Source organism: Psychromonas sp. SA13A, from assembly GCF_011378715.1.
GTDB lineage: Bacteria > Pseudomonadota > Gammaproteobacteria > Enterobacterales > Psychromonadaceae > Psychromonas.
The window spans coordinates 1-14,310 of record NZ_WTKU01000035.1; the positions used below are offsets into that span (position 1 = coordinate 1).

Genomic DNA, 14,310 nt, shown 5'->3' on the forward strand with positions numbered 1-14,310 from the left:
AGAGATAAGTACCAACTCATGACGTAATTTGTTTTCAGGTAACTGTTTAAGTTGGTTTACGTAATCAAAACCGGCTTCGTAAGCTGCTGCTTTATTTGTGAATGCATCAGTGCTGAAGTTTTTGTCAGAATGAACGACTTGAGTACCAGCAAAAACGCTTGAGCTGATAAGTAATGTTGCTGCTAGAGTTGTTAATTTTTTCATTTTGAATACCTTAAATAATTTGTTTATACATAGTTGTATTGAATGAGTGTTTAATGCGTTACCGCTGTTTCCTCACTCGATGTAGCTATTATGCCTATCATTTATGTGACCGTCATCACTCTATTTTTCCATTCATTGTGGCTTTTTTGTCACCAATCGAATTTAGAATGATAAAGGCTAGGTGATTGTTCACCGTTTACCTTGTTGTTTATTTACCTGTGACGTGGGCGTTGTTACTTCTTACTCACTCACATTAACAAGGTTTGAATCAGCCAACTCCTTTGCGTCATCTTGTTTTAATACACACTCACTTTCAAAAGACCTACCTAGTGGGAAATAAATTTCCTTTATTGCAAATTATTTTGTAAGCGGTGTGTTTATTCATCTGTTATCACCTTTACAACAACCGTTATGTTTTATCCCTTATCGGTCGTTGTTGATGAAGATAATAGTCTTCATGAGGTTAATAGCAGGTTAAGAAATGACAAATAATTGAATTCATTTGTGCATCGTAAAGGTTGTGATACGGATGGAGTGAACAAATGGTTCACTTTGTGGTGCTAATGAATAAACCCAGTAATAACAGTGGTTAGATGTGTTTTTTATGATTGGAAGGATAATAGTCAGCTTGTTTTTAAAGTGAAGATAAGTAGCTATGAACGGATAAATATCTTCTTTTTATCAAGCAGACAAGTCAATGAGTGCAATGCTCATAAGCACATTGCGTGGTAATAAAATTTAAATAAAAAAGCAAATAGAAACAAACAAAATACTAACGAGAATAAAAGTTCTGAGCGTTATTATTGTATTTATAATTACTTTAAAAAAACTAAATAATTCGTTGTGATTTACTTATAAAAACAAAAGGTAGCGTAATAAAACGAAATACATTTTGCTTAAAACTACTTAAGATAAGCATTTTTGTACTTAATAAATAGATCCAAATTATTAAAATAACAGTTAAAAAATGAAACTTATTTGCGGAGTTTAAAAATTTTTTAAGAATTTAGTTTATAAAGTTGAATACATTTTAATAGCGATAGTATGATTTAATGGTGTCCATAGGTCACCATTGGTAGTTTACTCAAAATAATCGAAATTTTACGGCGGGTTTGTAAAAAAAAGAGTGCGGGATGATTTTTAGAAAAGAAAAAGTGAAAGGTGAAAACTTAGATTCAAGTAATAAAGGAAGATTTTGTTTTTATATTTATTCCTTATGTTGGTTAATGAAAGAAAAAACACAGAATTATAAGTAATGCGAGGTTCACAAATAGAGTGTGTATTTGCCCCCGAGTCAATATTTATTCAAATAATGCATGACTGATAGGGATACTTTGATTAATCAAGCTTCTAAGCAACGTGTTGCCACCTGCTTTAGTTCAGAGCTTAATTCAACTTATTAACATTAAGGATACGATTTGTAGATTATTGAAGCTCATGGGTATGAAAAAGAATGTAACCAAGGTATAACTGATGCTAAAGCACTGATGAACAAAACAACTCCTTGAAATTAAAATAATAAAAGCATTAAAGTGTAAAAATTATAGGGAGTATATTGTATTAAGAACCTTAGAGTTTAAGTGATTTAACCTCTGAGCATCATCTCTGGCTAGAGCGTTTATCTTAAAAATTATCTATTAAGGAATCTTTTTGAAAAAATTAAATGTAGTTGCTGCAATTATCCAATATGGTGATGAAACACTTTGTGTTCAACGTGGGCCTGCCAAATTTGACTATATATCTAAAAAATATGAATTTCCTGGTGGTAAAATAGAGCTTGGAGAAACAAAAGAGTCAGCAATCATTAGAGAAATTAAAGAAGAGCTTCATTTAGATATTATCGACCCTCAATTTTTCAATACCGTTCATCATCAATATCCGGATTTCTTCATCACCATGCACTCTTTCATTTGTCCTGTTGAGAACAAGGATATAACCCTTACTGAGCATACAGATCAAAAGTGGCTGAAAATCGATCAGTTACACATGCTTGATTGGGCTGCCGCTGATATTCCAATAGTTGAAAAGTTACAAACAGAGCAGATATAAGAGTTCTAAAAATATGATATAAGTAAAAGCTTACAAACTGGTTTTGTTGAACAATCTTAACTGCAGGGTTAAAAGTTTTACCGAAGTACATATCCACGCTAAAAAGTAAACGAGTTATAGTGAGCGAAGCGTTGGTTTATCGATTATTATATATTACTAATCCATATAAACCGCTTTGTTTTATGTAATATTAATATAAGGATTTTTAATTTATTATTTGAATCCAAGAGATGTTACAGCGCAGTTTGCTAAGTTTATTTTATGCTCCTTGAACAATAAAACAAATCGTTACCACGCCATATTTTTTATAAAAATGCTTCTGCACCGGTTACCGCATATTGTTTCGAATCTACTTCTGCGGCATCTATTATAATGGGTTTTTCTTGTCCTATCGCTAACATCTGTTTGACTAATCTATCTCTCATTACTTTAACAACCTGCTGGTGGCTTCTGTACCCTATAATATTATTCAACTCCCATGGATCAGCTTTAATGTCATACAGAAAATCATCGATAAAGGCGTTATTCGGGAGTTTTCTAATACTGTATTTCCAGCGAGATGTTCTAACGCAACGCCCTACATGAGATTCACTAATTTCAGCATAAATATGCTCTCTGAAATTATTGTCAGTTCTATTAACAAGCGGAAGAATAGATTGGCCACTCATATCATCAGGTACAGGTATTCCACAAGCGTCTAATAAAGTAGGTGGAACATCCACTAAACTTATGTTGTTGGGAAGACGCCCGCCGTGACTGAATTGTGCACCAGACCAGACCATTGGTATTTTTAACGAGGAGTCATGGCATGAGCGTTTGTATTCCGTATTCCGTGTTTTGAAATGGCAACCATGGTCACTGGTAAATAAAACAATAGTATTTTCTAATAAACCTAAGCTTCTGAGTGCATCTTTGACTCTTCCGTAGGCTTCATCTATTCTCTTCACCATTCCATAATAACCAGGTAAATGTTGAGCAGAGGTACCGCCCAATGCTCTCAAATCAGGTGGTGTCCAAGCATCAATATAACGTGACTGATAGTTTGTTGGAGCAGGATAATCATCCCTTGTATTTTGCATGTGGGGTTCGAGCAATGAAACCATCATGAAGAATGGTTGGTCTTTCTTTTTATCAATGTGCCTAATCGCTAAATCAATGGTAGCATCGACTCGATAGCCAGGCAATCTGACTTCTTTTCCTGTTTCATCAAATAGTACGGTTTCATAAGCATCTGAAATAAACTCAAGAATATTAGCCGCACACCATGTTTTATAACCACCTTGGGGTTCTTTAAATGGAGCTGTATCACAAGCATTAAGGTGCCATTTTCCGAAATAGGCGGTTTCGTATCCGGCATCGTTAAAGTGATGAGCAAGCGTTCGTTCAGTAGTTGGTAATACATCATCATTTGTGTTGCAGTTAATCTCAGACGAGTACTTTCCGGTTTGCAAAGCAGCTCGTGCGGGTAAGCATACAGGTTGTGGCGTAAATGCATTTTCACAGTGCGTCCCTGTCATTGCATCATAATCAATGTTTGGAGTGAGATTTAATGGGTTACCGTGTACACCTAATGTATCTGCTCGTTGTTGATCTGTAAAAAAGATTAAAACATTTTTTTTATTTTTAGTCATTTTTTCACTCCTTATTTAAATTAGACTTTAGTTTGGGATAGTATTCTCTATATTTAATATATGGACAATACTACTAACAATTTCATGTGATCAAGTTCTCGATTGATATTTTTTAATATCGACAGATCAAATAAATTTGATCTTAATCGCACTAATATTTGAATTAAAGCTTAATATTTGAAGAGTTTAAAACTAGTTGTTAGCAATTTGTTAGCAAGTTTATTGTAAGTTATTAACAATTATAGTTAAGATTAGTTAGTTAGTTGTTATTACACTTTAATGATTATATATGGATAATAATATTAAGGAGTGCTCGATGAAGCAATGTATTAAGAAGATAACCACACTTATTTCGTTAGGTTTATTTGCCTTTTCAGTTCAGGCTAAAGCTGATGATTGGCCACAAAAACCAATCACAACTGTTGTACCTTGGGCCGTAGGGGGATTAGCTGACCAAGTTAATAGAGCAATGGCTCAATTTGGTGCTGATGAGTTTGGGCAACCTATTATTCCCACTAACCGATTAGGTGCTGGTGGGGTTGTGGCATTAACTGAATATCTTCGTGAGAGACCGAATACCACTAAAATTATTTATGGCAGTGAAGGTAATTTTTCAATTAGCCCTAAAACTAATAAAGTTGCTTATAAATGGGAAGACTTTATGCCTATCATGAATATCTATACTTCGTCTTTTGTATTAGTTGCTACACCTGATTCTGGTATTAAATCCTTTGAAGATCTAAAAACTTACGGCGCTAAGAAAAAGGTATTATTTGGTGTTAATGGCCTTAATGGTACTGAGTTTCTGATTATTTCTGCTTTATTATCTGAAATGGGCATCGATTATGAAGCGGTTGGCTTTAATGGTGCAAATGAAGCTATGAATGCAACTATTGCCGGTGATGTTGTTCTCGCTGTAACTCATGCTTCATTAGCCAAAGAATATGTTAAAGCTAACAAATTAGAAGCATTGGTCGTTTTTGATCAAAAACCTTTAAAAACAGATATCTATGATTTACCGCCTGTGACTGAATATGGTTACGATACTTGGATCGTTAATCGTATGATGATGCTTACTCGTAAAGGTACCGATCCCGCTTTAATAAAAAGTATCAGAGCGCATTTTTTAAATATTTTAAACAATCCTGAGTTTAAAACTATTGCTGATAATTTAGGTGTGAACATCGATCCTGTTGATGGTGAAGCATTGAATGAACATGTCATGACAACCATTGATAAAGTGGAACGTTTTTGGAAAATGGCTAAAAAATAATTAAAGGAGAGCAGAGATGAAAATGACGTCCAATATCTTAGGTGGCCTTTTATTTGTGGGGATATCTTTATTTATTCTATTAGTGATACCTGAACAGATACAAGCGAGTAGTCAAGTCGGGATAAATGCACAATCTTTCCCTCGTTGGATTGCCACCTTGATGTTGGTCTGTAGTGTTTTCCTGCTCGTTAACGAGGCCAGATTACAAAGAAAAAATGGTTCTATTAATATGTCGACATTTAATGTTGATTTTAAAAAAGAAATAAGAGCAGTTTTATTTATTGTTTTGATTGTAGCTTATGCTGCGGTGACTCCGTTTATTGGATTTTTATTTGCTTCTATGATGTTTAGTGCTTTGTCATTGCTCTTCTTTAGTATTACTAATTTTAAATTTTATATGTTCTTAATGGTTTGTTGTGCGGTTGTTTATTATGTTTTTAAATTTTTATTACTAGTGCAGCTGCCTTAGGGAGTAAATATGGATAATTTATTTATAGAAGGCTTTATAGCTTTTTTTACAGTGTCTAGCTTTGTTTACCTCAATCTTGGGTTGTTACTTGGATTAGTGTTTGGCTCTATTCCTGGTTTAACCGTGATGCTCTGTTTAGTTCTGTTTATGCCGTTCACTTATACGATGGATGCTATTGCTTCATTTATGTTTTTGTTGGGAATTTATTGTTCAGGAAGTTATGGTGGTTCAATATCTGCGATATTGATAAAAACACCGGGTACACCGCATGCAGCGGCCACTATGTTAGATGGTTATCCTTTAGCTCGTTCTGGCAAGCCTAAAAAAGCGTTGTTAACGGCGCTATATGCTTCTGGTTTCGGGGGAATATTTAGTGCATTAGTGTTGTTATTTGCAGCGCCATTAGTGGCTCAAATAGCACTTAATTTTGGACCACCAGAGTATTTCATTTTATGTGTTTTTGGTTTGCTTATTATATCTGGTGTGAGTAGTGGTAATTTACTCAAAGGCATTATTGCTGGTTGTTTAGGTTTATTATTATCTACCGTTGGTATGGATAGTATTAGCGGTGTATTTAGGTTTACCTTTGATGACTTTAATCTTTACGGTGGGTTAAATTTAGTGATTGTACTGATTGGTTTATTTGCAATATCAGAAACTATTTCCAATGCAAGTAAGTACAGTAAAACGGTTAAATATGCATCCATAAAAACGGATGATAATAAAGATGATGTATTACCATTAAAAGAATTTTTTAGTTCTTATATCACACTCATTCGTTCATCTGTTATTGGTACTGTGATTGGTTGTATACCGGGTACAGGTGCTTCGATGGCTTCATTTTTAAGTTACGATACCGCAAGAAGAAACTCTAAAAATAAAGCGGCCTTTGGCAAAGGATCTGAAGAGGGGATTGCGGCTGCTGAGTCAGCCAATAATGCAGTTACAGGTGCGACGTTAATACCTTTATTAACACTTGGGATTCCTGGTGATGCTGCTGTTGCTATTTTATTGGGCACGCTTATGATTAATGGACTTACTCCAGGGCCTAATTTATTTCAGGAGCACGGAGTAGAAGTTTATGCAGTGATGATTGGTTTGATTGTAATTAATATATTTATGTTAATACAAGGGCGTTTATTGATGCCTTTTTTTGCCAAAATCACTAAAGTTGATTTCTCTTTATTAACACCTTTAATTGTTATTTTTTGTTTTGCGGGGACTTTTTCAATCAACAATACGATGTATGATATTTTCGTCGCTATTATTTTCGGTGTTGCTGCTTATATACTCATCAAACTTGATTTCTCGCCTATTCCTATTTTATTAGGTTTAGTATTAGGCAATCTAACGGAAATGAATTTAAGAAGAACGGTAACAATGGCACAAGGAGACTGGTTCTTTGTTTTGTCTAGACCTGCTTCTTTAGCGTTAATCGCCATTTTTGTTTCTCTTTTAGCTTGGTTTGCTTATTCTCGTTTTCGTCAAAGAAGTTTGCAAAACAAAACCGAGGAGCAAGTAGCATAAAACCTAATGATTATTCAGGGGTATTAGTCATGTATAAGATGCAAAGGTATTGGTTTAGTGATTTTGAGAATCGAAGAGTGATAATGAAAGATATTAAAAAACAAAAACGGCTAATCTAGTTAGCAGTTTTCTTTTTTGAATTGATTAGGGCTTAAGCCTACGAATCGTTTAAACACCCTAGAAAAATATAGAGGGTCATTGTATCCGACTAATTTTGAAATATCTGCGATAGAATCTCCAGTATTAACTAGCATGTTTTTAGCGCAAGATATGCGCTGTTCATCTCGCCATTTTAAAATACTGACATGTACTTGCGTTTTGAATAGATTCATCAGTCTAGATTCAGACAAGCCTACTTGTTCTGCCAAATATTCAATACTGAAGTCTTTATCTAAGTTACGCGACATAATATCGATCACTTCTAATACTCGTTGATCGTAACGTTCTCCGCAGATACTTGGTTGCAATGATTTACAGACAATAATTAATTTCTCTAAGCCTGCATACGCCAATTCAGTACTTAATGGTAAATCACTTTTTATGTTTTTTTCAATGCGAATAAAACAGCTATTAATGACGTCGATGTCTTTTTGGTTAAGGATATGTGAGGTGTAAACATCACCTATCATTTTGTCCCATGACAACCATTTTTCCCAATGTGTTCTTGGTCTGAAGTAAACCCAGCGTCTTTCCCATGATTCAAACAGTGGATTACGAGAATAATAATGAGGAACGGTGGGCGGAATTAATAGAATGTCATTCTCTTTAACAACAAATGTTTCGCCGTCACAAATGATAACACCACTGCCTTTTGTTGTGATATTTAAGGTGAAACCTTTCATTCCATTAGGTCTATTAACTAAAAAGTCAGTTTCATTATCTAATTCGCTATAGGTTCGGCCAGACATTAAGTCGCTTCCAAATTCATAGCCAGGTTTTGATGGATCAGTTTCCACATTAAGTCCTTCTTTTACTCAATTGTTAGTATACTCTTTTATAACCCACCTTGTTATTTCATTACTCTCAAATATGCACCTTTTAAAGGGATATTTAACATTAAAGTAAAATTAGAATGTAAAATTCATTTACTTTACGCGTCAACATGTTGCTGAAACTATTTATTATTTACCAACACTGAATAAGGGCTTAATTTTAGCTTTGACCAGTCGCTTAATGCATTGATGGTTTGGTCGGGAGAAGGGGCTGTATAGACTAATGCTATAATCGAAAGTACCTTTAATAACGTTAAACTTTTGTTTTTAAAATCAGCCAGTTTCAGTGCCGATCCAAAAGAACGTTTAATAGTGACATTACTTAAATCTACGCTATACAGTTCGTCTAATGTTAGATGAATGACTCCTCCTAGGAATACAAAGCCGCCAGCCAACCAAGCAATGAATACTGATTGTTCTGATGTTAGTGGCGCTAACCGCCATATAATTTGCGTTGTAAACAGTGCAATTAAAAGAACAAATGACAGTGAATGGCAACTTCCTCTATGCACGGTTATTTTTTCAAAAATAGGTCTGACTAAGTAGCGCATCACTGCGTACACCACTAATGGTATTGCAATAAGTTCGATTAAACTTAATTGTTCAAACTCAACAAAGCTGATCATGTCACTGCTCACGTACCTGAGTACGATTAAGACGGCACTGAATGCAAACAAGTTAAAAATAATATCCAACGATGTTGAGTTGTCAGAATCAATGTCTGGTAATAGCCCACCTATTGTGCCTAAAAACCAAAGGCCAAGAGCTGTATTAAGGTTGATATGATCAGCGGATAAAAGCGCTGCTGCACCGAGACCGGTACTAATTGCTGCAACATTAAAATGCGTATTGAAATTAGCCATTATTTTCTTCTCTAGAATAGTTTGAGGGCATTCTAGCAACTCACATTACATTTAAGAATGGAAAATCATCTTAAATGTCTGAATATTAATAGGTTGCAATTTATTAACAGCTATAAAGAAGATACTTTGATCAATCGTTTTAGCTTTAGTTACAGCTATAGTTGTAATCGAAATCGAGATGATAACTCAAATAGGCTAATTGGTTAGGTGGCTGTGTGGGATAAAGTTGAGTCGCTAGTTCAGCCGTGAGTAGATCGGAATGCGAGTAAATGGATAGGCGAATAAATAGCTTTGTGAATGAACCAACATGTTCTCAGCAGAGGACATATTGGATTTTAATAAGTACTTATTTGCTTATCACTTATTTATAGAGCGAACTAGTGCCCTGAAGCAGCATGTATAGCGGGTTTTATATACAAACCAAGTACTTCAAACTGTAAGTACCAAACAATCACTGAAGTAAAATATCCAACGAGGATAGTCCAAGAATATTTCATGTGCGCACTAAAAGTATAAACGCCTTTTAATTTACCCATCACACCAACACCTGCTGCAGAGCCAAATGAGATCATACTGCCGCCGACACCTGCCGTTAATGTTACTAGCATCCATTGTGCTAACGGAATATCCGGTGATGATTTTAATACCGCTGACATGACAGGTACGTTATCAACAATGGCAGATAAGAAACCGACACCAACATTGACGTACATAGGATCAAACATAGTATAAAGTTTTGCAGCATGATTTAAGAAACCTGCAAAGTGAAGTGCGCCAACGGCGGCCAGAATACCAAAGAAAAAAAGTAGCGTGTCATTTTCAACTTTTGAAACAGACTTATAAATTTGAATGTCATTGTTATGGTATTTTTTTAGTGTGTATGCATAAAGCTGTAATAATGAAAGGCCAAATAACATGCCCCACATTGGAGGTAAATGCATCAATTGCTTTCCTAATACTGCTGACGCAATAGTGAAAATACCAAGGCCAACAATCACTTTACCACCCTTGTGAATTTTAATGGGTTCTGCACCTTCAACTTTGGCAGGACGACCCTTAGGCACAAAGCGAGAAAGTAAGAAAGCGGTAACAGCCCAACCAGTAATAGATGCAGGAAAGAGGAATAAGAAGTCAATGAATGAACCTTTACCTGCTGACCATGCCATTAAGGTTGTAATATCACCAAATGGTGACCATGCACCGCCTGCATTAGCAGCAACAACGATATTGATAGCCGCTGGCACAAGAAAGGCTTTGTTATCTTTTTCTATGGTAATTAACACGGTGGAGAGAATAAGGGCAGTTGTTAAGTTATCGGCTACTGGTGAGATAAAGAAGGCTAAAAAGCCGGTTACCCAGAACAGTTTCTGATAGCTAAAACCAGATTTAAGCAGTTTTTCTTTTAATGCATCAAATACATTTCTTTCAATCAGCGCTTCGATGAAGGTCATTGCTACAAATAAGAAAAAGAAAATCTCTGCAATTTCTAATATTAAGTGTGCAATTTCAGTATCAAATGCTCTGAAATCGAGCCCGTTAACTGCGTAGTATCCACCGAGTAACATAAACATGAATGTACCAGTAAACAGTGCGGGTTTTGCTTTGTTGATATGATACTTTTCTTCGGCTGCAATAAAGTAATATCCTACGACGAAGATGGTTAATAATAGCCAACCAAATGGTCTAACCGCTAAATCAACGGCATGAACTACACCTTCTACGCCTTCTATTTTCGTTGTCATTTTATCTCCTTTAAATAGTGCAAGCACTCATCAATTTTTATTATTATCTGGACAAATTTTAAGAAAGGTTTTTTTACGTTATTAATCTGAAGCTTAAAAGTTTAATCGCTTTTTTGTTCAAAACCTTATCTTCGGTCAATTTATTGTTCATTTGTATGATGATTTAGAAAATAACTCTTTTGTATAGGTTCTTATGCTTGCTGATATTGACAGAATTAGGTCTGGATATTTTTTGAATCATCATTAACAAACAGTTGTTAATAAAAGCTGACTTGTTTTATCAATTTTTTAAAAATCATTGAGATGGGCTTTTTTATTCTTAAAAAATTGTTTGTAAAATGTGATCTACGTTATATATTGTGAGAACTCGGACTGTCACTTAAGGCCCTTCATGGACTCGATTCTTATCATCATCGCTATCTCTTTAGCCATCGCTAGCATTATTAATATTGTGCTAACTAAATTCGCTATTTCACACATAGTGGGTTACATCATCACTGGCACAATCATCAGTAATATTTTTGATTTTAATGGTCATGCTGATCTTTCATCACTAGAGTTGATTGGTGAGTTTGGTATCGTCTTTTTGATGTTTACCATTGGTTTAGAGATGTCTTTTTCTAAACTAAAGAAGTTGAGAAAAATTATTTTTTTGAATGGTTTTGTACAAGTGGTCGCCAGCTCTGCGATCACCTTTTTAATCGCTTTTTACTTAGTTAAACTTGATACCACTTCAGCAATTATTATTGCTTTAGCCTTTAGTTTGTCATCCACTGCCATTGTGGTGACATACCTTAAAAAATCCAAAGACATTGTCACACCTTATGGTGAAAAGTCGGTGGCGATTTTAATCTTTCAGGACTTAGCGGTTATCCCTATATTGTTGTTGATTGGGTTCCTAGCAAAAGAAGGGTTGTCAGTTGGCGATGTCTTGTTAAAAACAGCTGTTTATGCCTGTTTAGTGATCGCATTTATGTTTACTTTAGGCAAAAAAATCATTGAATGGCTATTACACTTTTCAAGCCGTGCTCGCATGGAAGAGATGTTCCTCGGTTCTGTGTTAACCATTGTATTAGGTGCTTCGTTACTTGCTCATGAAATGGGATTCACTTACTCTTTAGGTGCTTTTATTGCAGGTATGATCATTGCAGAAAGTCACTTTCATGTGAAAGTGGAGTCTGATATTGCTTCCTATAAAGATCTTCTACTAGGCGCATTTTTCTTTTCTATTGGCACCAAAATAGATGTGATGTATTTTTTAACTCATTTACATTTAGTAGCAGGTGTTCTTGTATCCGCAATGTTGGTTAAAGCCACCGTTGTGTATTTTTTGATAAGACAAGAATCGAACAAAAGTGACTCGATAAAGTCGGCATTAGCGCTTTGTCAGGTCGGAGAATTCTCTTTTGCTATTTTTGCATTAGCCACTAGCCAAAACCTATTATCACAAGAATTAGGCGGTTTTCTTATTCTGGTTACTGTATTGTCGATGATTATCACGCCATTTATGGTCAATAACATCTACAAGCTGTCAGCTTTGTTTGTCACTGAGTTTTTTGAGGCGGATAAAATTACGCCGGTTACTATTGAGCAACATACGATTATTTGTGGTTTTGATACCTTAGGGCGAATTGTGGCTAAAGAGTTACACGCTAAAAACCAAAGTTTCTTGATCATTTCCGATAACTTACAGCATGTTTTAGTAGCTAGAAAAAGAGGTTATCAAGCGTATTTTGGTCATTTAGACAAGCAACCCGTATTAGAATCGCTCAAAGTCGAGCTGTCTTCTAGTGTTATCTTGACGGTAAACTCGATTAGAAATATCAAAATTATTTGCGAATCCGTATTGGAATATCACCCGCAAGCAAATCTGATTGTGAAGATTAACTCATTAGATGATAAAGAAGAGTTATCGGATCTTGCTATTAGCTCATTTGTGCATGCACAACACGAAACGGCGATGCTGTTAGTAAAACAAAGTCAACAGATTAAAGAACTCCGATCGTCAATGACTGCAACTGCACAATAAGGCTAGTTGACCATTCTTATAACATTGTTAAATGACTTTATAAGGGATTGTCAGAAGTTTTAACTACTGGGTGTGGTTAGAAGCCCTTGCTAGAAGGTCTAGTTAAAAAATCTATTTACAAGCAAGTTTGCTGCAATTCCATTTGCCGTAAACTTGTTTTTGTTCTGCTCAGTGACTGAGAAAGGTTATTTACTGGGGGCTGTAAGACCCTGTAAATAATTCTGTATAACTGCTTATTGCTGTATTAACAAATTCTTTGCAAGATAATTTGCGACCGCTTCATCATCACTTCGACCAATCACTTCTAGGTTTGGTAACGCTTCTTTAACTTTATGGTGTGCAGTTTCCATAATTAAACCTTTGCCTGCCATCGATAGCATTTCAAAATCATTCATGCCATCACCAAACGCAATACAGTCCTTTAATTCATAGCCTTTCATTTTAGCAATCGCTTGCAATGCATGGCCTTTAGAAACTCCTTTATCCATAATTTCCAGACAGTTTGGAGAAGAGAAGGTGATATGCACTTTATCCGCAAACTTAGCATTTAGTTGAGTTTCCAATAAGGCTAGTTTGTCGTGGTCTTTTTGTTCGTGCTTGATGAAGATCTTTGCAACACCTTCTACAGGTGGGTTGTTGATATCAAATACTTTATAAGAAAAATGCGCTTCGTTACTAGTATCGTAAAAATCTTCTCTGCTCACTAACCAATCATCATTTTGATATAAGTTAGCTTGAAGTGCTTTATCCGCCGCCAATATTTTCATGATGCTTTGTATTGTATCTGCTGCAATGTTTTGTTGAAAAATGAGGGTATTTTCACTGTCATGAACACGCGCGCCGTTAGAGGTGATCATAAAAGCCGGAATACCCACTTGCTTACGCATGGCTGCAACATCTACATGATGGCGGCCGGTAGCAAATATAAAGGATTTTCCCTGTTGATGTAATTGCGTGAGGATCTGTTTGGTATAAGTGGTAATTTGGTGTTCCGATGTCAATAAAGTGCCATCGAGATCTGATGCAACAATTTGATACATATACATTCTCTATTTGATTGGTAAGTGATTAATATACTCAACCTTATTACCGAAAAATGCAACTTACAAATGTCATCTGCTCTTCTACCTCTTTGATCCTGAAATTCTTTATTTCTGCCTTTTTAAGGTAATTTTGAAAGTAATTATTAAGTCAATCGTTATGGTGATTTTTATCATAACTGATAGCTTATTTCGTAAATAAAATTGATTGTGATACTTCAATAAAATGACCGTACTAGGGTTTAGAGGCTTCTATTTTCCCACCTGTTTAATTACATGGTTTAACTACTTAATTTAACTACTTAGTTTAATTGCTTGGATTTATTGATGGCAGGAAGGGTATTACAAACAAGCCAATACATTGAAGCTTAACAACGGCTGATAGTGATGTTTATTTTTGCGGACTGTATTTGATGATTATTTTAGAACTTATAGTTTCTTTCGTAGTCGATAGTTATGAAAGTCATTGTTTTATCAACTTAACCCTTGTG

11 protein-coding genes are annotated in these 14,310 nt (G+C 35.2%); 5 read left to right on the top strand and 6 right to left on the bottom strand.

What is annotated here, in order from left to right; genetic code table 11:
• Positions 1-204 (bottom strand): DUF3316 domain-containing protein (locus GQR44_RS18970; RefSeq protein WP_166373234.1); only part of this gene is annotated, 204 nt, incomplete at its 3' end.
• Positions 205-1,854: 1,650 nt separating this feature from the next.
• Here GQR44_RS18970 and GQR44_RS18975 point away from each other — a divergent pair.
• Positions 1,855-2,253 carry a (deoxy)nucleoside triphosphate pyrophosphohydrolase gene (locus GQR44_RS18975; protein ID WP_205963129.1) on the top strand — a complete coding sequence of 133 codons (399 nt, stop codon included), beginning with the start codon at positions 1,855-1,857 and terminating at the stop codon, positions 2,251-2,253.
• A gap of 305 nt (positions 2,254-2,558) precedes the next feature.
• Here the strand turns inward: GQR44_RS18975 and GQR44_RS18980 are convergent, their stop codons facing one another.
• Positions 2,559-3,884 carry a sulfatase-like hydrolase/transferase gene (locus tag GQR44_RS18980; RefSeq protein WP_166373236.1) on the bottom strand — a complete coding sequence of 442 codons (1,326 nt, stop codon included), beginning with the start codon at positions 3,882-3,884 and terminating at the stop codon, positions 2,559-2,561.
• 316 nt (positions 3,885-4,200) lie between these two features.
• Here GQR44_RS18980 and GQR44_RS18985 point away from each other — a divergent pair, with 316 nt between their 5' ends.
• From GQR44_RS18985 to GQR44_RS18995, 3 genes are read left to right on the top strand one after another with little or no spacing between them, the layout of a single operon-like run.
• The gene (locus GQR44_RS18985) at positions 4,201-5,157 is read left to right on the top strand and encodes a tripartite tricarboxylate transporter substrate-binding protein (protein ID WP_166373238.1); all 957 of its coding nucleotides are present in this window, start codon (positions 4,201-4,203) and stop codon (positions 5,155-5,157) included.
• Positions 5,158-5,173: 16 nt separating this feature from the next.
• Complete coding sequence (locus GQR44_RS18990) at positions 5,174-5,626, top strand: tripartite tricarboxylate transporter TctB family protein (protein WP_166373240.1); 453 nt, start codon at positions 5,174-5,176, stop codon at positions 5,624-5,626.
• A 9-nt stretch (positions 5,627-5,635) separates the two neighbouring features.
• Complete coding sequence (locus tag GQR44_RS18995; RefSeq protein WP_166373242.1) at positions 5,636-7,153, top strand: tripartite tricarboxylate transporter permease; 1,518 nt, start codon at positions 5,636-5,638, stop codon at positions 7,151-7,153.
• Positions 7,154-7,272: 119 nt separating this feature from the next.
• Here GQR44_RS18995 and araC read toward each other — a convergent pair whose 3' ends face one another.
• From araC to nhaD, 3 genes are all read right to left on the bottom strand, one after another.
• The gene (gene araC / locus GQR44_RS19000) at positions 7,273-8,109 is read right to left on the bottom strand and encodes an arabinose operon transcriptional regulator AraC (RefSeq protein ID WP_166373244.1); all 837 of its coding nucleotides are present in this window, start codon (positions 8,107-8,109) and stop codon (positions 7,273-7,275) included.
• A gap of 158 nt (positions 8,110-8,267) precedes the next feature.
• A complete protein-coding gene (locus tag GQR44_RS19005) occupies positions 8,268-9,008 on the bottom strand; it encodes a metal-dependent hydrolase (RefSeq protein ID WP_166373246.1) in 741 nt (246 codons plus the stop codon).
• Between the two features lie 377 nt (positions 9,009-9,385).
• Entirely contained in the window at positions 9,386-10,750 is a 1,365-nt protein-coding gene (gene nhaD, locus GQR44_RS19010; protein ID WP_166373248.1) for a sodium:proton antiporter NhaD, read from the bottom strand.
• A gap of 391 nt (positions 10,751-11,141) precedes the next feature.
• Between nhaD and GQR44_RS19015 the strand changes: the two genes are divergently transcribed.
• The gene (locus GQR44_RS19015) at positions 11,142-12,779 is read left to right on the top strand and encodes a cation:proton antiporter (RefSeq protein ID WP_166373250.1); all 1,638 of its coding nucleotides are present in this window, start codon (positions 11,142-11,144) and stop codon (positions 12,777-12,779) included.
• Between the two features lie 233 nt (positions 12,780-13,012).
• On the opposite strand, the gene GQR44_RS19020 is transcribed toward GQR44_RS19015, so the two are convergent.
• Positions 13,013-13,819, bottom strand: a complete 807-nt coding sequence (locus tag GQR44_RS19020; protein ID WP_166373252.1) for a Cof-type HAD-IIB family hydrolase — start codon at positions 13,817-13,819, stop codon at positions 13,013-13,015.
• Positions 13,820-14,310: the final 491 nt, after the last annotated feature.